The organism is Streptomyces cyaneofuscatus (assembly GCF_033109485.1).
Taxonomy (GTDB): Bacteria; Actinomycetota; Actinomycetes; order Streptomycetales; family Streptomycetaceae; genus Streptomyces; species Streptomyces cyaneofuscatus.
On sequence record NZ_CP137002.1, the window covers coordinates 1,953,527 to 1,978,641 of the forward strand.

Here is a 25,115-nt window from a genome sequence, read left to right on the forward strand (position 1 = left end):
GCATGCCTTCCGGGTACGACAGCGCCGCCCGGTCCGGCGGGGAGTGGTTCCCTGCCGGACCGGGCGGCGGATGCGGTACGTCCCGGTGGCTAGCCCCGGCCCTCGATGACCAGCGACGTGGCGAACGGGTCGTCGTCGTAGGTGTCGTCGAAGCTGGAGTCACCGTTGGCGATGGCCCAGATGATGAAGCCGAGGAGCACGGACCCGATCACGATGCCGACCGAGCCCGTGATGATCCCGGCGAGCGCCATGCCCCGGTTGGTCGCCTCGCCGCGCTTGGCCCGGCCGAGGCCGATGATGCCGAAGATCAGCGCGAGGATGCCGAGGATGATGTTCACCCCGTACATGCAGAAGCCGACGATCGAGATGATGCCGAGCACCAGCGCGGCCGTGCCGAGGCCGTTCGAGGGCTGCGGCCCCCACGGCTGCTGGCCGCCGTAGGCGTCGTAGCCCGGGTAGCCGCCGTACGGCTGCGCCGGCGGGGCCGGGTAGCCGTAGTGACCGGTGGTCGGGGGCGGCGGTGGCTGGTGGCCGGGGCCGCCCGGGCCGATCGGCGGCGGCGGTACGGCCGAGGGCGGCGGGCCGAAGCCACCGCCCGACGGTATCGGTCCGGTGGATTCCGGGGCCGGGCCCGCACTCGGCATCGACGTCACGGTCTGCTGGTCGTGGACGGCGGGCGGCGGCGGTGCCGCGTCCTGCTTGCCCAGCTCCACCCTGCTGTCCGGCGGTGCCCACGGATCGCGCGGCGCGGCCCCGCCCCCGGGCTGCTCTGTGTTGTCTGACATGGGCCTCCCCCATCGTGGTCCCGTCATGCTACGGCCCGGTTCCGCGCCGCCTCACCCCGCCTACGATGATCGGTGCAGCCGGCCGGGACCACCCCTGGGGCTCCGCCGACGTACACGCCGAACTGTGGGAGACAGACACATGACCGATCCGCACCCCTTCATCGCCGGGCTGCCCAAGGCCGAACTCCACGTCCACCATGTCGGGTCCGCCTCGCCCCGGATCGTCGCCGAACTGGCCGCCCGGCACCCGGACTCGAAGGTCCCCACGGACCCGGAGGCGCTGGCCGACTACTTCACCTTCACCGACTTCGCGCACTTCATCGAGGTCTACCTCTCGGTGGTGGACCTGATCCGCACCCCCGAGGACGTCCGCCTGCTCACCTTCGAGGTGGCGCGGGACATGGCCCGGCAGAACATCCGGTACGCGGAGCTGACGGTGACCCCGTTCAGCTCGACCCGGCGCGGCATCCCGGAGGTGGCCTTCATGGAGGCCATCGAGGACGCCCGCAAGTCGGCCGAGGCCGAACTGGGCGTCATCCTGCGCTGGTGCTTCGACATCCCGGGTGAGGCCGGGCTCCAGGCCGCCGAGGAGACGGCCCGGCTCGCGGTGGAGCGGCGGCCCGACGGGCTCGTCTCCTTCGGGCTCGGCGGGCCGGAGATCGGGGTGGAGCGCCCGCAGTTCAAGCCCTACTTCGACCGGGCCATCGCCGAGGGCCTCCACTCGGTGCCGCATGCCGGGGAGACCACCGGACCGCAGACCATCTGGGACGCGCTCACCGAGTTGCGGGCCGAGCGCATCGGCCACGGCACCAGCTCCGTCCAGGACCCGAAGCTGCTGGAGCACCTCGCCGAGCACCGGATCGCCCTGGAGGTCTGCCCGACGTCGAACATCGCCACCCGCGCGGTCACCGACATCGAGCTCCACCCGATCCGGGAGATGGTCCAGGCGGGCGTCCTGGTCACCGTCAACAGCGACGACCCGCCCATGTTCGGCACCGACCTGAACAACGAGTACGGGGTCGCCGCCCGGCTGTTGAAGCTGGACGAGCAGGGCATCGCCGGCCTCGCGAAGAACGCGGTGGAGGCCTCGTTCCTGGACCCGGCCGGCAAGCGCCGGCTGGCCGAGGAGATCGACACGTACACGGCGAACTGGCTCCGGGGCCCCGCCCGCTGACCCCGACACGTAACCGTCCCGCTGACCCGGACACGTACGCGGAAAACCGCCTCCGGCGCCCCGCCCGCCGACCCCGGTCGTCACAATGGCCCCATGGCCGACACCACCTCCCGCCTCACCGCCGTCGCGCATCGCGGCGACCCGTACCGGGCCCGCGAGAACACGCTGCCCTCGATCCGCTCCGCCCTCGACCGGGGGGCGGACGCGGTCGAGATCGACGTACGCGTGACCCGCGACGGGGTGCCCGTCCTGCTCCACGACGAGACGCTGGACCGGCTGTGGGGCCATGACCGGCGCGTCGACCGGCTGACTCACCAGGAGGTGCTGGAGCTGACCGGCGGCGGGGTGCCGACGCTGCGCGAGGCGCTGGACGTCACCGAGGGGCACCGGGTGATGGTGGACCTGCCCGGCTCCACGGACGCCTCGGTGAAGAAGGTCGTGGGTACGGTCCTGGAGTGCGGGGCGGGCGAGCGGGCGTACTACTGCGCGGGCGCGGACGCGATGCTGCGGGTGCGCGCCGTGGACCCGGCGGCGGAGATCGCGCTGACCTGGAACACGCTCGCCCCGCCGCGTCCGGTCCTGCTGGAGGCGGTGAAGCCGCGCTGGCTGAACTACCGCTTCGGGCTCGTCAGCCGCGAACTGGCCGACCGGGCGCACCGAGACGGGTTCCTCGTCTCCGCCTGGACGGCCGACACCAAGCGCACGATGCGTCGGCTGATCGAGCGGGGCGTCGACTCGATCACCACCAACCGGATCGACGCCCTGCACAAGCTGCGGTCCAACTCCCCTACGCCGAGCGGCTCTTGATCCGTCCGGCATGATGGTCGGTGCCGTGAAGAGCCGGACGGGTACCGAGGAGCAGCAGACGTGAGTGAGAGCCGACCGCAGGCAGCCGAGGCCCTGACGCGGATACGTTCCGACGTCGCGCACAACGCCCGGGTCTGGAACTACTGGCTGGGCGGCAAGGACCACTACCCGGTGGACCGGGCGGTGGGTGACCAGGTGACCGGGATGTATCCGAGCATCGGTGAAGTGGCCCGCGCGGACCGGGCGTTCCTCGGCCGGGTGGTGCGGCATCTGGCCGGGGACGTGGGCGTCGACCAGTTCCTGGACATCGGCACCGGTCTGCCGACGGCCGACAACACCCACGAGATCGCCCAGCACACCGCCCCGCACGCGCGGGTCGTCTACGTGGACAACGATCCGATCGTGCTGGCCCATGCGCGAGCCCTGCTCAGCGGTTCGCTGGAGGGCGCCACCGAGTACGTCGACGCCGACGCGCACCACCCGGAGCGGATCCTGAAGGCGGCGGAGCCCACCCTGGACCTGGGGCGGCCCGTGGCGGTGATGATGCTCGGCATCCTCAACTTCGTACTGGACACGGACGAGGCGAGGTCCATCGTCCGCACGCTGATGGCGGCCGTCCCGTCCGGCAGCCACCTGGTGCTGACCCACCCGACGCTGGAGCTGGGCGGCGAGGGCAACGAGGCGGCGATGCGCTTCTGGAACGAGACCGCCACCCCGCCGATCACCGCCCGCAGCCGGGAGGAGGTCGCGTCCTTCCTGGACGGGCTGGACCTGCTGGAACCGGGGATCGTCTCCTGCTCCCGCTGGTGTACGAACCCGCGGGAGCCGGAGGTGGCGCAGTTCGGCGTGGTGGCCCGGAAGCCGTGATGACCGGGCTCGGTGGCCTGGAAGCCGCGATGCCCGGCGTCGTGGCCCGGAAGCCGTGAGACTCAGGCGCTCGCCGGGACGGGAGCCGCAGGGGCCGGTGCCTGCTCCAGCGCCTCCAGCCGCTTGATCATGCGCCGCACGATCAGCAGCGGGATGACGCCGAAGACACCGAAGGACATGTCGATCACGGACCACCAGAACGGGATGCCCCGGATCGGGCCGCAGATCAGCGCGAGCGGGATGATCCCGGCGCAGGCGATCATGCCGAACTCGATGACCCAGATGTTGCGGACCGGGTCGCGGTAGGGCCCGTAGAAGGCGACGGCGATGACCAGGTGGGCGAAGGCCAGCCAGTCGGTGCCGTACAGCATGAAGGGCTGGTCCCGCTCGATGGTGTCGAGCCCTTCGCGGACCCGGGTGATCCACTCCATCAGGCCCGGGAGGTGTTCGGGGACCGGGGAGGCGGAGGCGCTCAGGAGGTCCTCGGCCCAGCGGAGTTCGGTGACGAGCGGGAAGGCCGTGATGCCGCTCAGCACCAGACAGACGATTAAGAAGACCAGCCACCTGCGTATACGCCGCGTGAGGGCGTGTCGCTCGCTCATATCCGCAGCGTACGCCCGCCTTTACGCCCTCTTCACGCCGCCCCTGTTACAGGCTCACAAGCCGACGATGGAGTTCCACTTCTTGGCGAAGTCCGTCCGCTCCTCGGAGGTGATGTCACGGGCGATGGCGAGCCGCTGACGCATCGTGTCGTCGGGGAAGATCAGCGGATCCTCGGCGAGCGCGGCCGTCTCCTCGTCCTTCGAGGAGGCGAGGATGTCACGGGCGGCGGGGACCGGGCAGGCGTAGTTGACCCAGGTGGCGAGTTCGGCGGCGATCTCGGGATCGTAGTAATGGTCGATCAGCCGCTCGGCGTTGCGCTTGTGGCGGGCGAGGTTGGGGATCATCAGGGACTCGGCCCACAGCTCGGCGCCCTCCTCGGGGACGACGAACTCGATGTCGGGGTTGTCGGCCTGGAGCTGGATGACATCGCCGGAGTACGCCTGGCAGGCCAGCACATCGCCGGTGGCGAGGTCCTTGATGTAGTCGTTGCCGGTGAAGCGGCGGATGTGCTTGGAGCGGACCCGGCGCTCCGTCTGCTCGCAGATCTCGTGGAAGTCGTCGGACGTCCAGCGGGTGATGTCGACGCCGTTGCCCTGCATCAGCAGCGCGAACGACTCGTCGAGGCCGGAGAGCAGCGTGACCCGGCCGCGCAGGTCGTCCGCCCACAGGTCACCGGTGGAGCGGATCTCGCGGCCGAGCCGCTTCCGGTTGTACGCGATGCCGGTGATCCCGGACTGCCAGGGGACGCTGTGGAGCCGCCCCTCGTCGAAGGCGGGCGAACGCAGCTGCGGATCCAGGTACTTGGCCACGTTGGGCTGCTTGGCCCGGTCCATCTCCTGGACCCAGCCGAGCCGGACGAAGCGGGCCGCCATCCAGTCGCTGATGACGATCAGGTCCCGGCCGGTCTGCTGGCGGTTCATCAGCGCGGGGCTGATCTTCCCGAAGAACTCGTCGTTGTCGTTGATCTCCTCGGTGTACGTGACGGAGATCCCGGTCCGCTTCGAGAAGGCGTCCAGGGTGGGCCGCTTCGACTCGTTGTCGTCGTCGGTGTCGATGTAGAGCGGCCAGTTGGCGAAGTGCAGGGTGTGGTCGGTGGCGGAGCTGTCGTGTCCGGCCCGGTCCCCCGGCTCGACGAAGGCCGCGGGCACCCCGCAGCCGGCCAGGGTGGCGCCGGCCGCTCCCGCCCCGAGGGCGCGCAGCAGGGAACGGCGGGACATGGGGTTCTTCCTGATCGCTCGCACCCGCGCAGAATGCCCGTCGGCGGTCACGCGGACAATGGACCAAGCGTCCAGCGGGACGGCCCCGCCCCGCACACGTTGTCCAGATACGCGTACGGCCCCGGGCGCGGAGCCCGGGGCCGTACACCTCAACAGCGCGGCGGTCAGTCCTCGATGGACGTCATGACGTGCTTGATGCGCGTGTAGTCCTCGAAGCCGTACGCGGAGAGGTCCTTGCCGTAGCCGGACTTCTTGAATCCGCCGTGCGGCATCTCGGCGACGAGCGGGATGTGGGTGTTGATCCACACGCAGCCGAAGTCGAGGTTCTTGGACATGCGCATGGCGCGGGAGTGGTTGGTGGTCCAGACCGAGGAGGCGAGCGCGTAGTCGACGCCGTTGGCGTACGAGACGGCCTGCTGCTCGTCGCTGAACGACTGGACCGTGATGACGGGCCCGAAGACCTCGTTCTGGATGATCTCGTCGTCCTGCTTGAGGCCGGAGACGACGGTCGGGGCGTAGAAGTAGCCCTTGTCGCCGACCCGGTGGCCGCCCGCCTCGACCTTGGCGTGGGCGGGGAGCCGCTCGATGAAGCCGCTGACCTGCTTCAGCTGGTTGGCGTTGTTGAGCGGGCCGTACGCCACGTCCTCGTCGTCCGGCTGCCCGGTCTTCGTGTCGGCGGCGGCCTTGGCGAGCGCGGTGACGAACTCGTCGTGGATGGACTCGTGGACCAGGACGCGGGTCGCGGCCGTACAGTCCTGGCCCGCGTTGAAGAAGCCCGCCTCGGAGACGCCCGAGACGGTCTTGGCGATGTCGGCGTCATCGAAGACCACGACGGGCGCCTTGCCGCCCAGCTCCAGGTGGACGCGCTTGACGTCCTTGGCGGCGGACTCGGCGACCTGGATGCCGGCCCGGACGGAACCGGTGATGGAGGCCATCGCCGGGGTCGGGTGCTCGACCATCGCGCGGCCGGTGTCCCGGTCGCCGCACAGGACGTTGAAGACGCCCTTGGGCAGGATCTGGCCGATGATCTCGGCCATCAGCACGGTCGACGCCGGGGTGGTGTCGGACGGCTTGAGCACGACGGTGTTGCCCGCGGCGAGCGCCGGGGCGAACTTCCAGACGGCCATCATCATCGGGTAGTTCCACGGCGCGACCTGCGCGCATACGCCGACGGGCTCGCGGCGCACGATGGAGGTCAGGCCCTCCATGTACTCGCCGGCCGAGCGGCCCTCCAGGAGACGGGCGGCGCCCGCGAAGAAGCGGATCTGGTCCACCATCGGCGGGATCTCTTCGCTGCGGGTCAGCCCGATCGGCTTGCCGGTGTTCTCCGACTCGGCCGCGATCAGGTCCTCCGCGCGCTCCTCGAAGGCGTCCGCGATCTTCAGCAGGGCCTTCTGGCGCTCGGCGGGCGTCGTGTCGCGCCAGGCCGGGAAGGCGGCCGCGGCGGCTTCCATGGCGGCATCGACGTCGGCCTGGCCGGAGAGCGGCGAGGTCGCGTAGACCTCTTCCGTCACCGGGCTGACCACATCGATGGTCCGCCCGTCCGCGGCGTCCCGGAACTCCCCGTTGATGTAGTTGCGCAGACGGCGCACCTCGGTGGTCATGACCACCCCTCCTGTCGGCTGTCCGATGGGTGAGACACCCACCCTAATCGTTCCGGTGACGCTTTCGACATAGGCAACCACCCCCAGCTTCGGATTCAGTCGGTTCCCCACACTCACTCAACGAATTTCATCGATCTGGGGTTGCGAGACAGACGAGTGCGGTGCAGAGTGGATGTGTGGCCAGTCGCAGCGCAGACTCCAGGACCGGGAACGGATCACCGCCAGCGGTCGATGCCGTCTCCCTCGCAATCATCGAGCAGCTCCAGGAGGACGGGCGGCGTCCGTACGCCGCGATCGGCAAGGCCGTCGGCCTCTCCGAAGCGGCTGTGCGCCAGCGCGTCCAGAAGCTGCTCGACCAAGGCGTGATGCAGATCGTCGCCGTCACGGACCCGCTCACCGTGGGTTTCCGGCGCCAGGCGATGGTCGGCATCAATGTCGAGGGCGACCTCGACCCGGTGGCCGAAGCCCTGTCGGCCATGGCCGAGTGCGAGTACGTGGTGATGACCGCGGGCTCCTTCGACCTGATGGTGGAGATCGTCTGCGAGGACGACGACCACCTGCTGGAGACGATCAACAAACGCATCCGGACCCTTCCCGGCGTGCGCTCCACCGAGAGCTTTGTTTACCTCAAGCTCAAGAAGCAGACCTATATGTGGGGAACCCGATAGCCGTGAGCAAGGACCTCAGCCGAACCGCGTACGACCACCTGTGGATGCACTTCACCCGCATGTCGGACTACGAGAACGCGCCCGTTCCCACCATCGTGCGTGGCGAGGGAACGTACATCTTCGACGACAAGGGCAAGCGCTACCTGGACGGTCTCTCCGGCCTGTTCGTGGTCAACGCCGGCCATGGTCGTCATGAGCTCGCCGAGACGGCGTACAAGCAGGGCCAGGAGCTCGCCTTCTTCCCGGTGTGGTCCTACGCCCACCCGAAGGCCGTCGAGCTGGCCGAGCGTCTCGCCGACTACGCCCCGGGCGACCTCAACAAGGTCTTCTTCACCACCGGTGGCGGCGAGGCCGTCGAGACCGCCTGGAAGCTGGCCAAGCAGTACTTCAAGCTCAAGGGCCAGCCGACCAAGTACAAGGTCATCTCGCGTGCGGTCGCCTACCACGGCACGCCGCAGGGCGCCCTGTCCATCACCGGCCTCCCGGCCCTGAAGGCCCCCTTCGAGCCGCTGGTCCCCGGCGCGCACAAGGTGCCGAACACCAACATCTACCGCGCCCCGCTCTTCGGCGACGACCCGGAGGCCTTCGGCCGCTGGGCCGCCGACCAGATCGAGCAGGAGATCCTCTTCGAGGGCCCCGAGACCGTCGCGGCCGTCTTCCTGGAGCCCGTGCAGAACGCGGGCGGCTGTTTCCCGCCGCCGCCCGGGTACTTCCAGCGGGTCCGCGAGATCTGCGACCAGTACGACGTGCTGCTCGTCTCCGACGAGGTCATCTGCGCCTTCGGCCGCCTCGGCACGATCTTCGCCTGCGACAAGTTCGGCTACGTGCCGGACATGATCACCTGCGCGAAGGGCATGACCTCCGGCTACTCCCCGATCGGTGCCTGCATCGTCTCGGACCGCGTCGCCGAGCCGTTCTACCAGGGCGGCAACACCTTCCTGCACGGCTACACCTTCGGCGGCCACCCGGTCTCCGCGGCGGTCGGCCTCGCCAACCTGGACATCTTCGAGCGCGAGAACCTCACGCAGCACGTCCTGGACAACGAGAACGCCTTCCTCACCACGCTGCAGAAGCTGCACGACCTGCCGATCGTCGGCGACGTCCGCGGCAACGGCTTCTTCTACGGCATCGAGCTGGTGAAGGACAAGGCCACCAAGGAGACGTTCACCGACGAGGAGACCGAGCGCGTCCTGTACGGCTTCCTCTCCAAGGCGCTGTACGACAACGGCCTCTACTGCCGGGCCGACGACCGCGGCGACCCGGTCATCCAGCTCGCGCCGCCGCTGATCTCGGACCAGTCGACGTTCGACGAGATCGAGGGCATCCTGCGGGCCGTGCTGACGGAGGCGTGGACGAAGCTCTGACCGTCCCCACGCCCCCTGGAAGATCATCATCCAGAGGTCATTTCATACGGTCCACCCGGCCCGGATGCGCCCTTTCGAGTGAGAAGGGGAGCGTCCGGGCCGTGTGCTGTGCGTACTCACCGGTCCGACTATCTACGGTGCCCAGTGACCGATCGGCCGCGTCCTCGTTCCCCCATACGGGGGAACGGGAAAACTCATCCGAACCGAGGTGTACGCCATGGTGGCCCCGCCGGACAACGACGTGATCTGGGCGCGTTCCCTGCACCACTCCCACAACGGATCGCCCGGTCTCGGCGGTGTCTCCGTCTCCGTCCGCGACGCCGAGATCCTGGCCGTGACCGGCCCGCGCGGCAGCGGGAAGACCACCCTGCTGCACTGCCTGTCGGGTCGGCTGGTGCCCGAGCAGGGCGAGGTCTGGTTCAACAGCGTCCCCGTACACACGATGGCTCCCCGGGTGCGCGAGCAGCTGCGGAGGGAACGGTTCGGCTGGATCGGCGCCGATCCGGAGCTCGTCCCCGAGCTGACCACCTGGGAGAACGCGGCGCTGCCGCTGCTGCTGCGCGGCGCCTCGCACCGGGTCGCGAAGAAGGCCGCCACGGAGTGGCTGGAGCGCCTGGACATCGCCGCCCTCGCCAGGAAGCGCCCGCACGCCCTGCTCCAGGCCGAGCGCCAGCGGGTCTCCGTCGCCCGGGCCCTGTGCGGGCAGCCGACGGTGCTCTTCGCCGACGAGCCCACCGCGACCCTGCACCGGGCCGAGCGCTCCCAGCTCCTGCGCACCCTGACCGCCGCGGCCCGCTCGCACGGCATCACGGTGGTCCTGGCCACCCATGACGCCGAGGTCGCCGCGCTCGCCGACCGGACCGTGCCCCTGCTGGACGGCCGCCGCGTCGCCACCGTCGCCCTGCCCGGCGTCCCCGCCGATACGGAGGGCAGCGCGGCGTGCTCGCTCTCCGTCTGACCCGCGGTACGCATCCCCTCGTCCTGGTCCGGCGGCTGCTCGTCGCCGCCGCCTCCGCCGGTGTCGGCTTCCTCCTCCTGTGCTCCCTGGGGTACGCCTCCGCGCACCCCGCGTCCGCCGGTTCGGTGCTGCGGCTGCTGTGGTGCTTCGTTCCGCTCGCCGCCACCGTGATGTTCGCCGTGGCGGTGGCCCGTACGGATCCGAGCACGCGGCCCCGTCCCGGCCTCTCCTCGGTGGGCCTCGGCCCGGTGCGGCTCTCGGTGCTGGCGGCGGTCTCGACGGCCGTCTCCACCACGCTCGGCTCGATGGTGGCGCTGCTGTTCTTCCTGCATCTGCGGGGCGATCTGACCGGGATGCCGTTCGACGGCGGAGCGGCGGAGTTCCTCGGGGCGGGCACTCCGTTGCCGCTGGCGGCGGCGCTGATGCTGCTGGCTCTCGTACCGGTCCTCTCGGCGACGGCGAGCGCGGTGGCACTGCGGTCGCGGCCCGACCCGGCGCGGGACACCTTCGGCTCCGAGGAGCTGCCGGAGCCCGCCCCGGCGCCGAGCGGCCTCCCCTGGGGCGTGGCGCTGGTGGCCCTGGGGCTGGCGGTCGAGGCGTACGCGTCCCGGGACGCGGCCGGGAGTGCTTTCCCGTTGCCGGGCCGGTTCGAGGCGACCCCGGTGGCGATGCTGGCCGGCTGGACGCTGGCGGCGGCAGGCCTGGCCGTGGCCGGTCCCGGTCTGACGTATCTGTGCGGGCGGGCGCTCCAGGCGGTGCGCCCGGGTGCCGCACGGCTGCTGGCGGGCCGGGTCCTGATGGACGAGGCGCGCAGGATCGGCCGCCCGCTCGGGATCGTCTGCGCGGTGTTCGCCGCGGTGATCGCCGCGTCGGCGCTGTACGGGGGCGACGAGCGCCCCTGGGGACCGCTCACCGCGCTCGGTGCGGTGGTGGTCCTCGGGTGCACGGTGGCGACGCTGCTGACCTCGGCTCTGGAGGCGAAGCAGGCCCGCGCCCACACCGCCGAGGCACTGCTGCGGATGGGCGCCCCCGCTTCCGTACTGCGCGCCGCGACCGCGCTGCGGGCTGCGGCGCTGCTGGCCCTGTTCGCCCCCCTGACCTGGGTGATCGCGGAGCTGGCGGCCCTGCCGCTGGCGAAGTAGGCCGCGGCGAGGCGGGCAGGGGGGCTCAGGGGTGGGTGGCGAGGGGGGCGGGGGGGCTCAAGGATGGGTGGCGGGCTGGGGCTCAGGGGTGGGTGGCGAGGCGGGCGGCGAGCGCGTCGAAGAATGCCTCCCAGCCGTCCTCGGCCGCCGCGTACTGCTCCGGTGTGAGGTTGCCGCCGCGCTGCTGGAAGGCCAGCTCGGTGGTTCCGTGGCCGAGGTCGGTAAAGGTGACGGTGATGGTCTCGCCCTCCGCCTCCTTCGGCGCGGAACCATCCTTGAGGGTGAGGACGAGACCGTCGGGCTCGCTCACCTCGCGGTAGACCCCGTGGAACGGCATCTCGACGCCCGGCATCACGATGACCAGGCTCCACGCCCCGCCCGGCCGTACGTCCATCGACACCCGGTCCAGCGGAACCTCGGCCTCGCCGCCGTACCAGGCGGCGAAGTCCTCCGGTGACGTCCAGGCCGCGAAGACCCGCCGCTGCGGGGCGTTCAGCACACGGGTGAGGTCGATGCCCTGGCGGGTGCCACCGTTCATGGTCGGGGTCCTCGTCTCGTGGTCATGCTTCGGGGTGCGCCTTCAGCTTGCCCGGCCCGCCCCGTCCTGTCCTGTCACGCCGGTCAGGGGCGCAGCAGCCTCTCCAGCGTCGCGTACGCACTGCCCCACGCCTCGCGGACCCAGGCCCGCCCCTTCTCCCCCATCGCTGCGGCGGCTTCCCGGTCCCGCAGCAGCCCGACGAGCCGGTCCGCGACGGCCTCCACGTCCCGGCCGTCCACCACATGGCCCGTCTCCCCGTCCCGTACGGCGTCGGGCGCACCGCCCGAGTCCCCCACCAGCACGGGCAGCCCGGCGGCCGCCGCCTCCAGAAAGACGATCCCGAGCCCCTCCACCTCCAGGCCCCTCCTGCGGGTCCGGCACGGCATGGCGAACACGTCGGCGGCGGCGTAGTGGCCGGGCATCTCGGCGTGCGGCTGCCCACCGGCGAGGATCACGTGGTCCGCCACCCCGGTGTCCTCGGCGAGCCGGCGCAGGGTGCGCGCGTACGGCCCGTCGCCGGTCAGCAGGAGTACGGCGCCGGGCACCGCACGCCGTACGGCGGGGAGCGCCCGGATCAGGGTGTCCTGGCCCTTGCGGGGGACGAGCCGCGCCGCGCAGAGGATCACCGGCCGCGCGCCCAGCCCGTACCGCTCGCGGATCTCCTGGTGCCCGGCCCGTACGCGGAAGGCCTCCGCGTCCACCCCCGGCGCGAGCCGCACCATCCGGCGGGCGGCGGCCGGGCCGAGCGCTGCGGCGATGGGGGCGCGGGTGGCGGCGCCGAGGTAGGTCACCGCGTCGGTACGGTCCCCGATCCGCCGGAGCAGCGCCCTGGCCCCCGGCGTACGGGCCCACCACACCTCGTGCCCGTGCGTCGTGGCGACGGCCCGCCGTATCCCGGCCTCGCGCCGGAGCCTCGCGCCCATCAGCCCGAGCGGCGCGGCGGCCCCGAACCACACGCTGTCGCAGCCGTGGCGCCGGGCCAGCTCCACGGCCCGCTCGGTGGTTCGCGGCGTCGGCAGCAGCATCCGCGCGGGGTCGCGGACCACCGGGTAGGGCAGCGCGGCGTCATGGGCGGCCGCCCCCGGTTCGGCGGAGGTGTACACGACGACGGAACCGGCGGGAAAGCGTCCGGCCATGGCGTAGACGAAGGTCTCGATGCCTCCCTGGCGCGGCGGGAAGTCGTTGGTGACGACGAGGGTGCGGCGGCGGGTCATCGTGTTGCCTGCTTCTGGATGCGTACGAACACAGGTGCGTCGACGGGGCGTTGCCGGACCACGGTCGCCCACACGGCGAGGACCAGCGGGTGCACCAGGTACCCGAACCGGGTCGCGGGCAGGAACGCGATGGCGAGGAGCAGCCCGACCGCGAGCCGCAGCGCGGCGTCCGGGGCCGTGGCCGGAGGGCGTACGAGCAGGTAGACGGCGACCAGGAGGGCACTGGCCCCGAGCAGCCCCAGGGCCAGGGTCCGGCCGCCCGGGACATGGGTGGCCAGCAGATGGCCGGGGAGCGGGCTGGCGGCGGAGGACACCGTGTCGGTCAGGCCGAGGGGGAAGGCGATGACGTGGGCGTGGAAGGCCCCGGGATCACGCCAGGCGGCGGGCAGCACCAGCGCGGCGGCGGTGAGGAGAGCGACGAACGCGCAGCGCAGGCCGGCCCGGCGACGGTCCCCGGCAGAGCCCGCCGCGAGCAGCGCGAGCGCCCCCGGCAGCGCGGGCCACGCCGTCCACTTGAGCGCGGCGGCGAGCCCGAGCCAGAGCCCCGCACGCCCGCCCCTCCCCCGGCCCGCCTCCGCCAGCCCCAGGCACATCAGGCCGACCACCGGCAGGTCCACCCCGCCGACCGCGAGCGGCAGGGCGACCAGCGGGCACGCGGCGACCCACAGCAGCGGCTCGCGCCGGGACCCCGTGGGAAGGGCGTACGCGAACGCGGCGAGGAAGGCCGCGCCCATCCAGAGCCGGGGGTCGGTGAGCGGCCCGGCCCCGGCCACCGCTTCCGGGAGCCCGAAGGCCGCCATGCCGGGCAGATACGGGTTGAAGTCCTCGGGTATCAAGGGGTGCGCGGCATACGGGGTGCCGTCCGCCAGCAGGAGCGCGGCCGACCGGGCCACCACCTCCACCTCCAACTGCGCCCGGTCCACGGCCAGGAGCACCACGAGCGGCAGCACGACCGCGCCCGTGACGGCGGCCGCGCCCACGATCAGGGCGGGGCGTCCACGTACGGCGAGGACGGCGGCCACGTAACCGAGTGCGCCAACTGTGCCCCAGACGCGGTGCGGGCCGAGCGAGGTGAAGGCGGCCAGGGCCAGGGACGCCGCCGCGCAGAACGTCCACCACCCGGGACCGCCGGGCAGCGCGAAGCGGGTCCTTCGGTGCTGGTCAAGAGGGGTGGGAAGAGCAGTCGTCGCCATGGATCCGAGGCTAGGAACCGGCCGCTGACAGGTCGTCACACCACGGTGCGGTCCTGCGGCTCAACCCGCGGTATGACACGGCCCCGCGAATTGGCCCTGTGGTCCGATGCGCCCGCCGGGGGCCGCGTTGAAGAATCGCCGTATGACACGCACCATCGAGGCGAGCGGAACAGCAGCGGCCGCCGCCGAACGCCCGCCACCGGAACGGACCCTGCGGCAGCGGCTGCGACGCTGGACATCGGCGCCCGCGTCCGCGGGGCTGACCGGTGGCGCGCTGACGCTCTTCGCCGCCGTGGAGCTGCTCCTCGTACCGGGTTCGGCGATCACAGCCTTCGCCGTGCTCGTGTGCACGGCCTCGCTGACCCTGCGGGCCGCCCACCCCGCCGTCGGGCTCCTGACCGTCGGCGCGGCGCTGCTCGGCTTCGCCACCGACGGGAACATGGCGTACGCGACGGTGGCCGGTCTGCTGATGGGCTGCTACACGCTGGGGCGGCACCGGGTGCAGCATCCGGCGGTGCTCGTGACGGCGGGTTCGCTCGCCGCGCTGACGGTCAATCTGGTGCACATCGACCGCTGGGCCCGGGACGGCTCGCCCGGCCTTCCGGTGCTCCAGGGCACGGACAGGTTCAGCCTCGGGCTGTACGCGGAGACGCTGGTGCTGACCGTGGCGATCATGGGTGCGGTGAGCGCCGGGGACGCGGTCCGGGCGCGCGAGGAGACCCGGCGCACCCGGGCCGCCGCCCAGTCCCGGCTGCTGGCGATGGAGCGGCGGCAGGCGGCCCAGGCGGAACGGGCGGCGATCGCCCGGGAGTTGCACGACATGATCGCGCACTCGGTCTCGATGATCGCGGTGCGGGCCGAGAGCGCAACGTACACGACACCGGACCTCTCCCCACCGGCCCGGGACGCGTTCCAGGAGATCGCGGGCACGGCGCGGTCCTCGATGGCGGAGCTGCGCCGGCTGCTCGGGGTGCTGCGTACGGGCACCGACACACCACCCGCCCTCACCGCTCCGCAGCCGTCGACGGCCGCGCTCGGTGAACTCCTGGACCAGCACCGGGCGGTGGACGGCTCGGCCGAACTGCGGATCAGCGGGGAGGAGATACGCCTGCCGGCGTCCTGGGAGTTGTCGGCGTACCGGATCGTGCAGGAGGCCCTGACCAATGTCCGCCGGCACGCCCCCGGCGCGCATGCGGTCGTCGAGATCGACCACCGGCCGGGGCTGTTGCGGGTCCGGGTCGGTGACGACGGGCCGGGGCCGCCCGCCACGCCGGCGCCGGAGCCCGCCGGGCGCCCCGGTCACGGTCTCGTGGGCATGCGCGAACGGGCCGCCCTGCTGGGCGGCAGGCTCACCACCGGCCGAGGCCCGGCCGGTGGCTATCTCGTGGAGGCGGAACTCCCGTGGTGATCCGCGTGATCGTCGCCGACGACCAGGCGGTCGTGAGGACGGCGTTCTCCCGGCTGCTGGACACCCAGGAGGACATCGAGGTGGTCGGCGAGGCGGAGGACGGCGAGCAGGCGATCCGGGTCGCGGCCGAACTACGGCCGGACGTAGCCCTGCTGGACATCCGGATGCCGAAGCTCGGCGGGATCGGCGCGGCCCGCGAGATCGTCGCCGCGTCGGACGGGGCGACGAAGGCGCTGATGCTGACGACGTTCGGCCTGGACGAGTATGTGTACGACGCCCTGACGGCGGGGGCCAGCGGCTTCCTGCTCAAGGACGCGACCTTCCCCGAACTGCTGCACGCGGTAAGGGTGGTGGCCGGTGGGCACGCACTGCTGGCGCCCGAGATCACGGGGCGGCTGATCGCGGAGTTCACCCGGCAGCGGGTCAGCGCGCCGCCGGCCCGCTCGGTCGAGGGGCTGACCGCGTGTGAGGCGGAGGTGCTCGTCCTCATCGCGCAGGGCCTGTCCAACGCGGACATCGCCGCCCGGCTGACCATCACCGACCACACGGTCAAGACCCACATCAACCGGCTCTTCGCGAAGATGGAGCTGCGGGACCGGGCTCAGGCGGTGATCCTGGCGTACGAGTTGGGTCTGGTGGTGGCGGGCAGGCACCCGCCCTAGGAGCCTTCGGGGTGGCGGTAGCGCTCGCCCTCCGCCAGCACCACCGTCTCCGCCGCGTCGAACCGGACGCCCACCACCGCGCCTTCGTCCGGAGTGTCCCGCAGCGCGCACTCGGCCTCCAGCACCGGCGCGTTCTCGGGGGTCAGCCGCACGGTCACATGGTTGCCGCGGAACGTGCGGACGCCGACCGTGCAGCGCAGCCCGTCCTTCTCGGCCCCGATGAGCACCCCGGCGGGCCGCACGAGCAGGTCGACCTCGCCCTGGGGGGAGCCCTCGGGGACCGGCACCTTGCCCCAGGCGGTCACCGCGGCCTGGCCGGTCACCGTCGCCGGGGTCACGTTGTCGAAGCCGAGGAAACGGGCGACGAACGCGGAGGCGGGGCGCTGCCACACGTCCAGCGGGCTGCCCTCCTGGGCGATCCGGCCGTCCTGCATCACCACCACCCGGTCGGCGAGCGCGAACGCCTCGCCCTGGTCGTGGGTGACGGCGAGCACCGTCGTACCCAGCTCCTGGAACAGGGTGCGCAGTTCGATGACGAGCCGTTCGCGCAGGCTGCGGTCGAGCTGGCCGAGGGGTTCGTCCAGCATCAGGAGCTTGGGGCGCGGGGCGAGGGCGCGGGCCAGGGCGACGCGCTGCTGCTCCCCGCCGGAGAGGGCGGCGACCGCGCGGCGTTCGGCGCCGGGGAGGCCCACCAGATCGAGGAGCTCACGGACCCGGCGCTCGGACTCCGCCCGCCCGGTGCCGTGCATCCGCAGCCCGAAGGCGACGTTGGCGCCGACATCACGGTGCGGGAAGAGCTGGTGGTCCTGGAACATGAGGCCGAGTCCGCGCCGGTGCACCGGGACGCCGCTCTGGTCCTGGCCGGCCAGCAGCACCCGGCCGCCGTCCATGGGCTGGAGCCCGGCGACGGCCCGGAGCAGGGTGGACTTGCCGCTGCCGCTGGGGCCGAGCACGCAGACGATCCGGTGGTCGGCGACCTCCAGGTCGACCGCGTCGAGGGCCGTCCGCTTCCCGAACCGTACGGTGGCTGCCTGCAAGCTCAGCATGGTGGTCAGAACTCCCCGGATCGGTCGGTACGGATGCGTTCGAGAAGCAGCAGCGACACCGCGCACACGAACATCAGGATCGTGCTGAGGGCCATCGCCTGCCCGTAGTTGAGCTCCCCGGACCGGCCCAGCAGCCGGGCGACCGCGACCGGCAGGGTCGGGTTGTCGGGCCGGGCGATGAACACGGTGGCGCCGAACTCCCCGAGCGACACGGCGAACGCGAAGCCCGCGGCGACGAGCACCGCCCGCCGCACCAGCGGCAGATCGACCTCACGCCAGGCCCGCAGCGGGGATGCTCCGAGCACCGCGGCCGCCTCGCGCAGCCGGTCGTCCACCGCGCGGAGCACGGGGAGCATGGTCCGTACGACGAAGGGGACGCCCACCAGCGCCTGGGCGAGCGGGACCAGGATCCAGGAGGTGCGCAGGTCGAGCGGCGGCTTGTCGAGGGTGATGAGGAAGCCGAAGCCTACGGTGACGGCGGAGACCCCGAGCGGCAGCATCAGCAGCGCGTCGAAGCCTCGTACGAGCCGCCCCGCCCGCCGGGTCAGGGCCGCCGCCGCGAGGCTGCCGACGACGAGCGCGATGAGGGTGGCGACGAACGCGTACTGGAGGGAGTTGCCGACCGCCTCCAGCGGCGGTACGAGGAAGGTGGAGCCACTGCCTCCGGCGGACTGGAGGGCCTCGTAGTAGCCGAGGCCGTACCCCTCCGGTCCGTCGAACGACCGCTCCACCAGCACGCCGAGCGGCAGCAGGATCAGCAGCAGCGCGGTGAGGAGCACGGCGCCGAGCAGCGCCCACTGCCCGGCGCCGTGCGGGCGGCGGGAGGTCTGCGCGGGGTCGACGAGCTTCAGCGCCCGTTCCCGGCGGCGTACGGTCACGGCGTGCAGGGCGAGGATCGCGCCGACCGCCACGAACTGGACCATGGTCAGCACGGCGGCCGTCGGCAGGTCGAGCAGCTGGGCGGTCTGGCGGTAGACCTCCACCTCCAGGGTGGAGTAGGACGGGCCGCCGAGGATCTGCACGACACCGAACGAGGTGAACGTGAAGAGGAAGACCATCAGCGCCGCTGCGGCCACCGCCGGGCCGAGCGCGGGCAGCGTCACCCGCCGCCAGGCGGTGAACCGTCCGGCGCCGAGCACCCGGGCGGCCTCCTCCTGGCGCGGGTCGAGCTGCGACCAGAGACCGCCGACCGTCCGGACGACCACCGCGTAGTTGAAGAAGACGTGTGCCAGGAGGATCGCCCACACCGTGGTGTCGAGCCGTACGCCCCACAGCTCGTCCAGAAAGCCGCCGCGCCCGAGCAGGGCCAGGAACGCGGTGCCGACGACGACGGTGGGCAGCACGAACGGCACGGTGACGACCGCGCGCAGCACCTGCTTCCCGGGGAAGTCGAAGCGGGCGAAGACGTACGCGCCGGGCAGGGCGATCAGCAGGGTGAGCGCGGTGGAGGCGAGCGCCTGCCAGGTGGTGAACCAGAGGACGTCGAGGATGTCCGGGCGGGACAGCACGTCGCCGATCCGCCCGAACTGCCAGACGCCGTCCGTCTTCAGCCCTCGTCCGACGATCGCGGAGACGGGGTAGGCGAAGAAGACGGCGAAGAACGCGACGGGCACGGCCATCAGCCCGAGCCGCACCGCCGCTCCACGCCGCCCGCCTCCGGACCGTGCGCCGCCGGACCGGGGTCCGGCGGCGGGATCGGCTTCGGCGGCCTTGGTGGGGCCGTCTACTTCACGGCGATCGAGTGCCACGCCTGGACCCACTGCTCACGGTTGGCGGCGATCTTCTCCGGGGCCACGGTGGCCGGCTTCTCGACGGTCTCACCGAACTCGGTGAAGATCTCCGGCAGCTTCGCGTCCGTCACGACCGGGTTGACGAACATGTTCAGCGGTACGTCCTCCTGGAACGTCTTGCTGATCAGGAAGTCCAGCAGCGCCTTGCCGCCCGCCTCGTTCTTCGCACCCTTCAGCAGCCCGGCGTACTCGGTCTGCCGGAAGCAGGTCCCGGTGGAGACGCCGGTGGGGGCCTCCTTGGGCTGCGGGTCGGCGTAGAAGACCTCGACGGGCGGGCTGGAGGCGTAGCTGACGACCAGCGGCCGGTCCGCCTTGGCCTTCTTGCCGCCCGCGGAGCCGGAGAACTCCTCGTTGTAGGCCTGCTCCCAGCCGTCGACGACCTTGACTCCGTTGGCCTTGAGCTTCTTCCAGTAGTCCTGGTAGCCGTCCTCGCCCTGGGAGGCGATGGTGCCGAGGAGGAAGCCGAGGCCGGGCGAGGAGTTGGCCGCGTTCTCGGTGACGAGGAGGTTCTTGTACGCGGGCTTGAGCAGGTCCTCGAAGGTCTGCGGCGGCGCGAGCTTCTTGTCGGCGAAGAACTTCTTGTCGTAGTTGACGCAGATGTCACCGGTGTCGACGGGCGTGACGCGGTGCTCGTCGTCCTGCTCGGTGCCCTTCGCGACCCGCTCCAGGCCCTTGGCCTCGTACGCCGTGAAGAGGCCGTTGTCGAGGGCGCGGGAGAGCAGGGTGTTGTCGACGCCGAAGAAGACGTCGCCGCGCGGGGAGCCCTTGGTCAGGATCTCCTGGTTGAGGGCGGCACCGGCGTCGCCGCTCTTGAGGAGTTCGACGGTGTAGCCGCTCTCCTTGGTGAACTGCTTCAGCACGTCTTCCGAGGCGTTGAAGGAGTCGTGGGTGACCAGGGTGACGGTCTTGGAGCCGCTGCCCTTGGACGCACCGGATCCGGCCGATGTGCCGTCGGAGCCGCCGCAGCCCGCGAGGACGGTGACGCCGAGCGCCGCGGCGAGCGCGGTCGAGGCGTACTTCTTGGTGGTGTTCATGTGATTCCTCCTGGAGGTGACCAGGAAGAGACGCGGCCCCGCCCGCCCCCGGAGACGTATCAGACGTACCGGAAGCGGGCAGGGCGCAACAGCTTGAGTAAGGTCCGAACTTCCTACCCGGAATGACCCGGGCGAGGTTCAGAGGGTCTGCGGCCAACCTGTCCTTGGTGCCGCACTCTCAGCGCTGTGGCGCTCCCCTGTCGGAATATGAAGTTGATTTCGCGCCCAGGCTACACCGGCGGTTTTCGGCCGGTCCGGCTAAGGTCCCCAGCGCCTCAGCGCTCGGAGGCTGCCAGCTGCCCGCAGGCCCCGTCGATCTCCTGGCCGCGGGTGTCCCGGACCGTGACCGGCACGCCGTGGGCTGCGATGGCCTCGACGAACGCCTTCTCGTCCTCGGGCCGCGAGGCGGTCCACTTGGAGCCGGGCGTCGGGTTCAGCGGGATCAGGTTGACGTGCACCCGCTTGCCCTTGAGCAGCCGACCGAGGAGGTCGCCGCGCCAGGCCTGGTCGTTGATGTCCCGGATGAGGGCGTACTCGATGGAGATGCGGCGGCCGGACTTCTCCGCGTACTCCCAGGCGGCGTCCAGCACCTCGCGGACGTTCCACCGGGTGTTGACGGGGACGAGGGTGTCGCGCAGCTCGTCGTCCGGGGCGTGCAGCGAGACGGCGAGGCGGCACTTGAAGCCCTCGTCGGCGAAGCGCAGCATCGCCGGGACGAGGCCGACCGTGGAGACGGTGATCCCGCGCTGGGAGAGGCCGAGGCCGTCCGGCTCGGGGTCGGTGAGCCGGCGGATCGCGCCGACGACACGGTTGTAGTTGGCGAGCGGCTCGCCCATGCCCATGAAGACGATGTTGGAGAGCCGGGCCGGACCGCCGGGCACCTCCCCGTCACGCAGGGCACGCATGCCGTCGACGATCTGGTGCACGATCTCGGCGGTCGACAGGTTGCGGTCGAGCCCGGCCTGTCCGGTGGCGCAGAACGGGCAGTTCATCCCGCAGCCGGCCTGGGAGGAGATGCACATCGTGACGCGCTCGGGGTAGCGCATCAGGACGGACTCGACGAGCGTCCCGTCGTGCAGCTTCCACAGCGTCTTACGGGTGGTGTCGTCGTCGCAGCTGATGTGACGGACCACGGACATCAGGTCGGGGAACAGCGCCTCGGCGAGCTTCTCACGGGACCCGGCGGGGATGTTGGTCCACTGCTCCGGGTCGTGCGCGTACCGCGCGAAGTAGTGCTGCGAGAGCTGCTGGGCGCGGAACGGCTTCTCGCCGGTCGCGGCGACCGCTTCCTTGCGCTCGGCGGGCGTGAGGTCGGCGAGGTGCCGCGGCGGCTTCTTGGCTCCGCGGGGCGCGACGAAAGTGAGTTCTCCGGGCTTAGGCATGGTTCATCCAGTGTCGCAGACATACGGGTGAGGGCCCGCCGCCCTGTGGACGACGGACCCTCGCTCGTGGAACGTGCAGGTGGGACGTGGTGCGCGCCCTCGGAAAGGCGCTCAGCCTGAGCCGACGAACAGCACCAGCAGCAGCCAGAAGACCGGCGCGGTCGGCAGGAGCGAGTCCAGCCGGTCCATGATGCCGCCGTGGCCGGGGAGCAGGGTTCCCATGTCCTTGATCCCGAGGTCCCGCTTGATCATGGACTCACCCAGGTCCCCGAGGGTGGCGCTGACGGCGACCGCGAGACCGAGCAGCAGACCCTGCCACCAGGCGCCGCCGCCGATCAGGAACTCCATGCACAGCGCACCGGCGACCATCGCGAAGGCCACGGCACCGAGCAGGCCCTCGCGGGTCTTGCCAGGGCTGATGCGCGGGGCCAGCTTGTGGGTGCCGTAGCGCCAGCCCACCGCGTACGCCCCGGTGTCGCTGACGACCGTGAGGACGAGGAAGACGAGAACCCGCCAGTGCCCGTCGTCCGCCGTCAGCATCATCGCGACGAAGGTGGCCAGGAACGGGACGTAGAACGCGGCGAACACCCCCGCCGTGACGTCCTTGAGGTAGCCGTCCGGCGGCTCGGTCATCCGCCAGACCAGTACCGCCAGGGCGGTCAGCGCCATGGCGACCCAGGCGCCCTCCGCGCCGCGTGCGTAGCCGGCGACGACCATCGCGGCCCCGCCGACGGCCAGCGGGATCAGGGGCGCCTTGATGCCCTTCTGCTCCTGGAGTCGGGAGGTGAGCTCCCAGAGGCCGACGACGACGGCGAGCGCGATCACGCCGACGAAGACGGCCTTCACGATGAACAGCGAGGCGACGATGACGGCGCCGAGCCCCACGCCGACCCCTATGGCGGCGCGCAGATCACGCCCCGCACGCTTCTTCTGCGGCGGGGACGGCAGCGGGGTGGACATGGGCTCCTGCGGCATCTCGTCACGGAACAGGGGGCCGCCGACGTGCGCGGCGTCCCCATCCCGGTTGGCGCGGCTCTGTGCGTCTCTACCTGCGTCGGGATCGTCCGGCACGTTGGGCATGGGCCGAGTCTGCTGGGCTTCATGCGCATCGTAGGCGGGACCCGCCGGAGCGACCCCCATCTCGGGGGCACCCCGGTAACCGGCTCCCTGCGGTGCACCCCAGGAAGAGTCGTTCATCAGACTTCGAGCAGCTCGGCTTCCTTGTGCTTGAGCAGCTCGTCCACCTGCGCGACGTACTTCGCGGTGGTGTCGTCGAGCTCCTTCTCGGCGCGGCGCACCTCGTCCTCGCCGGACTCCTTGTCCTTGACGAGCTTGTCGAGCGCTTCCTTGGCCTTGCGGCGGATGGAGCGGATCGAGATCTTGGAGTCCTCGGCCTTGGTCTTGGCGACCTTGATGTACTCCTTGCGGCGGTCCTGGGTGAGCTCGGGGAAGGTCACCCGGATGATATTGCCGTCGTTGCTCGGGTTGACGCCGAGGTCGGAGTCGCGGATCGCCTGCTCGATGTTGCGCAGCGCGGTCTTGTCGAACGGTGTCACGACGGCCATCCGCGGCTCGGGAACCGAGAACGAGGCCAGCTGGTTGATCGGGGTCAGCGCGCCGTAGTAGTCGGCGACGATCTTGTTGAACATCGCCGGGTGCGCGCGGCCGGTACGGATCGCGGCGAAGTCCTCTTTCGCGACGACAACGGCCTTCTCCATCTTCTCCTCGGCCTCGAGGAGGATTTCTTCGATCACCACGTGCTCCTGCGTGTCTTGAGCGGACCCGTCACCGACGGGCCCTGCGGGTCCTGCGTCGCGTCCTCACCTGCACGGTGTCCGACCGGCAGGCCGTTGTCCATCCTGGGGGGCCGTCAGGCCCGGGTGCTCTCGTCGCTGACGAGCGTGCCGATCTTCTCACCCTTGACCGCGCGGGCGATATTGCCCTCGGCGGTCAGCTCGAAGACGAGGATCGGGAGCTTGTTGTCACGGCAGAGCGTGATGGCGGTGGCGTCGGCGACCTTCAGGTCGCGCGTGATCACCTCGCCGTACTCCAGCGCGTCGAACTTCACCGCGTCGGGGTTGGTCTTCGGGTCGGAGTCGTAGACCCCGTCCACGCCGTTCTTCCCCATGAGCAGCGCCTCGGCGTCGATCTCCAGGGCGCGCTGGGCGGCGGTGGTGTCGGTGGAGAAGTACGGCATGCCCATGCCGGCGCCGAAGATGACGACGCGCCCCTTCTCCAGGTGCCGTACGGCCCGGAGGGGGATGTACGGCTCGGCGACCTGGCCCATGGTGATGGCGGTCTGGACGCGCGAGTCGATGCCCTCCTTCTCCAGGAAGTCCTGGAGCGCCAGGCAGTTCATGACGGTGCCGAGCATGCCCATGTAGTCGGACCGGGCCCGGTCCATGCCGCGCTGCTGGAGCTCGGCACCGCGGAAGAAGTTGCCTCCCCCGATGACCACCGCGATCTCCGCGCCGTCGCGAACGACGGCGGCGATCTCGCGGGCGATGGTGTGCACGACGTCGGGGTCGACGCCGAGACCGCCGCCACCGGCGAAGGCCTCACCGGAGAGCTTCAGCATGAAGCGCCCGGAAAACGTGTCGTCGCGCTTGTCGTCGGCCTGAGTGGCGTCCGCGCCCTTGTCCATGGAATTTCTCCTCGTGCACATACGAAGAAGGCCATTGCCGGTGGGTCTGGTGTCCCTACAGCGGCAATGGCCTCCTCGTCAGATCTGCGGTCGTCCGGCGTGGGTGCGGCCGTCGACTGCACCAGACCCTATCGGGTCCGGCGCTGTTCGCCCGGACGGACTCAGATGCCGACCTTGATGCGCGAGAAGCGCTTCAGGGTGACACCGGCCTCGTCCAGGACCTTCTGGACAGACTTCTTGGCGTCCAGCGCGTACGGCTGGCCGAGAAGCGTGGCCTCCTTGAAGAAGCCGTTGACGCGACCCTCGACGATCTTCGGGAGGGCGGCCTCGGGCTTGCCCTCGGCGCGCGTGGTCTCCTCGGCGACGCGGCGCTCGGCCTCGACGACCTCGGCCGGGACGTCCTCGCGGGAGAGGTACTTCGGGGCGAAGGCGGCGATGTGCTGGGCGATGCCCTTGGCCAGGTCGGCGTCGGCCTTGTCCAGCTCGACCAGGACACCGATCTGCGGGGGCAGGTCGGGCATGGTGCGGTGCATGTACACGGAGACGAAGTCGCCGGTGAACTGCGCGAAGCGGTCCAGGACGATCTTCTCGCCGAGGTTGGCGTTGGCCTCGTCCACGTACGCCTGGACGGTCTTGCCGGGCTCGATCTCGGAGGCGAGGAGCGCGGCGATGTCCGCCGGGGAGGTGGCGGCGACGTGGGCGGCGAGCGTGTTGGCGACGGCCTGGAACTTGTCACCCTTGGCGACGAAGTCCGTCTCGCACTTCAGCTCCAGGAGGACGCCGGACGTCTTGTCCTCGGAGATGAGGGAGACGACGGCACCGTTCTCGGCGGAGCGGCCCTCGCGCTTGGCGACGCCCTTCTGGCCCTTGATACGGAGCGCCTCGACGGCCTTGTCGACGTTGCCGTCGGCCTCGTCGAGCGCCTTCTTGCAGTCCATCATGCCGGCGCCGGTGAGCTCACGGAGCTTCTTGACGTCAGCGGCGGTGTAGTTCGCCATGAGTCTGTATGTCTCTC

General features: G+C 71.2%; 24 protein-coding genes. 9 read left to right on the forward strand and 15 right to left on the reverse strand.

Annotated elements, in window-relative coordinates:
* Positions 1-89: 89 nt before the first annotated feature.
* Positions 90-785 (reverse strand): DUF4190 domain-containing protein, encoded by a 696-nt coding sequence (locus R2B67_RS08005; protein ID WP_317817114.1) that lies wholly within the window; start codon positions 783-785, stop codon positions 90-92.
* Between the two features lie 139 nt (positions 786-924).
* Here R2B67_RS08005 and R2B67_RS08010 point away from each other — a divergent pair, with 139 nt between their 5' ends.
* From R2B67_RS08010 to R2B67_RS08020, 3 genes are all read left to right on the forward strand, one after another.
* Positions 925-1,959 (forward strand): adenosine deaminase, encoded by a 1,035-nt coding sequence (locus R2B67_RS08010; RefSeq protein WP_317817115.1) that lies wholly within the window; start codon positions 925-927, stop codon positions 1,957-1,959.
* 93 nt (positions 1,960-2,052) lie between these two features.
* The gene (locus R2B67_RS08015; protein ID WP_317817116.1) at positions 2,053-2,766 is read left to right on the forward strand and encodes a glycerophosphodiester phosphodiesterase; all 714 of its coding nucleotides are present in this window, start codon (positions 2,053-2,055) and stop codon (positions 2,764-2,766) included.
* A gap of 60 nt (positions 2,767-2,826) precedes the next feature.
* On the forward strand, positions 2,827-3,633 hold the full coding sequence (locus tag R2B67_RS08020; RefSeq protein WP_317817117.1) for an SAM-dependent methyltransferase: 807 nt from the start codon (positions 2,827-2,829) through the stop codon (positions 3,631-3,633).
* A gap of 62 nt (positions 3,634-3,695) precedes the next feature.
* On the opposite strand, the gene R2B67_RS08025 is transcribed toward R2B67_RS08020, so the two are convergent.
* The 3 genes from R2B67_RS08025 to R2B67_RS08035 form a co-directional block, all read right to left on the reverse strand.
* Complete coding sequence (locus R2B67_RS08025) at positions 3,696-4,235, reverse strand: hypothetical protein (protein ID WP_317817118.1); 540 nt, start codon at positions 4,233-4,235, stop codon at positions 3,696-3,698.
* Between the two features lie 54 nt (positions 4,236-4,289).
* Positions 4,290-5,453 carry a polyamine ABC transporter substrate-binding protein gene (locus R2B67_RS08030; protein ID WP_317817119.1) on the reverse strand — a complete coding sequence of 388 codons (1,164 nt, stop codon included), beginning with the start codon at positions 5,451-5,453 and terminating at the stop codon, positions 4,290-4,292.
* 164 nt (positions 5,454-5,617) lie between these two features.
* On the reverse strand, positions 5,618-7,057 hold the full coding sequence (locus tag R2B67_RS08035; RefSeq protein ID WP_317817120.1) for a gamma-aminobutyraldehyde dehydrogenase: 1,440 nt from the start codon (positions 7,055-7,057) through the stop codon (positions 5,618-5,620).
* A 176-nt stretch (positions 7,058-7,233) separates the two neighbouring features.
* Between R2B67_RS08035 and R2B67_RS08040 the strand changes: the two genes are divergently transcribed.
* The 4 genes from R2B67_RS08040 (at position 7,234) to R2B67_RS08055 (ending at position 11,189) form a co-directional block, all read left to right on the forward strand.
* Entirely contained in the window at positions 7,234-7,725 is a 492-nt protein-coding gene (locus tag R2B67_RS08040) for an Lrp/AsnC family transcriptional regulator (RefSeq protein WP_012378816.1), read from the forward strand.
* Entirely contained in the window at positions 7,710-9,089 is a 1,380-nt protein-coding gene (locus R2B67_RS08045) for an aspartate aminotransferase family protein (protein ID WP_317817121.1), read from the forward strand. The genes R2B67_RS08040 and R2B67_RS08045 overlap by 16 nt, the downstream gene beginning before the upstream one ends.
* A gap of 217 nt (positions 9,090-9,306) precedes the next feature.
* On the forward strand, positions 9,307-10,047 hold the full coding sequence (locus R2B67_RS08050; protein ID WP_317817122.1) for an ABC transporter ATP-binding protein: 741 nt from the start codon (positions 9,307-9,309) through the stop codon (positions 10,045-10,047).
* Complete coding sequence (locus tag R2B67_RS08055) at positions 10,029-11,189, forward strand: hypothetical protein (protein ID WP_317817123.1); 1,161 nt, start codon at positions 10,029-10,031, stop codon at positions 11,187-11,189. Before R2B67_RS08050 ends, R2B67_RS08055 begins: the two co-directional genes overlap by 19 nt.
* A gap of 82 nt (positions 11,190-11,271) precedes the next feature.
* Here the strand turns inward: R2B67_RS08055 and R2B67_RS08060 are convergent, their stop codons facing one another.
* The 3 genes from R2B67_RS08060 to R2B67_RS08070 form a co-directional block, all read right to left on the reverse strand.
* Entirely contained in the window at positions 11,272-11,727 is a 456-nt protein-coding gene (locus R2B67_RS08060; protein WP_128848210.1) for an SRPBCC family protein, read from the reverse strand.
* A gap of 83 nt (positions 11,728-11,810) precedes the next feature.
* Positions 11,811-12,941, reverse strand: coding sequence for a glycosyltransferase family 4 protein (locus R2B67_RS08065; RefSeq protein ID WP_317817124.1), 1,131 nt, complete (start codon positions 12,939-12,941; stop codon positions 11,811-11,813).
* On the reverse strand, positions 12,938-14,134 hold the full coding sequence (locus R2B67_RS08070; protein ID WP_317817125.1) for a glycosyltransferase 87 family protein: 1,197 nt from the start codon (positions 14,132-14,134) through the stop codon (positions 12,938-12,940). Before R2B67_RS08070 ends, R2B67_RS08065 begins: the two co-directional genes overlap by 4 nt.
* A 142-nt stretch (positions 14,135-14,276) precedes the next feature.
* On the opposite strand from R2B67_RS08070, the gene R2B67_RS08075 reads away from it, so the two are divergent.
* Positions 14,277-15,542, forward strand: a complete 1,266-nt coding sequence (locus R2B67_RS08075; RefSeq protein WP_317817126.1) for a sensor histidine kinase — start codon at positions 14,277-14,279, stop codon at positions 15,540-15,542.
* Positions 15,536-16,204 carry a response regulator gene (locus tag R2B67_RS08080; protein ID WP_317817127.1) on the forward strand — a complete coding sequence of 223 codons (669 nt, stop codon included), beginning with the start codon at positions 15,536-15,538 and terminating at the stop codon, positions 16,202-16,204. The genes R2B67_RS08075 and R2B67_RS08080 overlap by 7 nt, the downstream gene beginning before the upstream one ends.
* On the opposite strand, the gene R2B67_RS08085 is transcribed toward R2B67_RS08080, so the two are convergent.
* The 8 genes from R2B67_RS08085 to tsf form a co-directional block, all read right to left on the reverse strand.
* Complete coding sequence (locus tag R2B67_RS08085) at positions 16,201-17,250, reverse strand: ABC transporter ATP-binding protein (protein ID WP_317817128.1); 1,050 nt, start codon at positions 17,248-17,250, stop codon at positions 16,201-16,203. The two genes, R2B67_RS08080 and R2B67_RS08085, sit on opposite strands and share 4 nt — an antisense overlap.
* A 5-nt stretch (positions 17,251-17,255) precedes the next feature.
* The gene (locus tag R2B67_RS08090; protein WP_317824798.1) at positions 17,256-18,869 is read right to left on the reverse strand and encodes an ABC transporter permease; all 1,614 of its coding nucleotides are present in this window, start codon (positions 18,867-18,869) and stop codon (positions 17,256-17,258) included.
* 104 nt (positions 18,870-18,973) lie between these two features.
* On the reverse strand, positions 18,974-20,074 hold the full coding sequence (locus R2B67_RS08095; protein WP_317817129.1) for a thiamine ABC transporter substrate-binding protein: 1,101 nt from the start codon (positions 20,072-20,074) through the stop codon (positions 18,974-18,976).
* Between the two features lie 275 nt (positions 20,075-20,349).
* Complete coding sequence (gene rlmN, locus R2B67_RS08100) at positions 20,350-21,456, reverse strand: dual-specificity RNA methyltransferase RlmN (RefSeq protein ID WP_018509600.1); 1,107 nt, start codon at positions 21,454-21,456, stop codon at positions 20,350-20,352.
* 111 nt (positions 21,457-21,567) lie between these two features.
* A complete protein-coding gene (locus R2B67_RS08105; RefSeq protein ID WP_317817130.1) occupies positions 21,568-22,653 on the reverse strand; it encodes a phosphatidate cytidylyltransferase in 1,086 nt (361 codons plus the stop codon).
* Positions 22,653-23,210, reverse strand: a complete 558-nt coding sequence (frr, locus tag R2B67_RS08110) for a ribosome recycling factor (RefSeq protein ID WP_018509617.1) — start codon at positions 23,208-23,210, stop codon at positions 22,653-22,655. Before frr ends, R2B67_RS08105 begins: the two co-directional genes overlap by 1 nt.
* A 116-nt stretch (positions 23,211-23,326) precedes the next feature.
* Complete coding sequence (pyrH, locus tag R2B67_RS08115) at positions 23,327-24,100, reverse strand: UMP kinase (RefSeq protein WP_018509618.1); 774 nt, start codon at positions 24,098-24,100, stop codon at positions 23,327-23,329.
* Between the two features lie 161 nt (positions 24,101-24,261).
* Positions 24,262-25,098 carry a translation elongation factor Ts gene (tsf, locus tag R2B67_RS08120; RefSeq protein ID WP_018509619.1) on the reverse strand — a complete coding sequence of 279 codons (837 nt, stop codon included), beginning with the start codon at positions 25,096-25,098 and terminating at the stop codon, positions 24,262-24,264.
* Between the last annotated feature and the right edge of the window lie 17 nt (positions 25,099-25,115).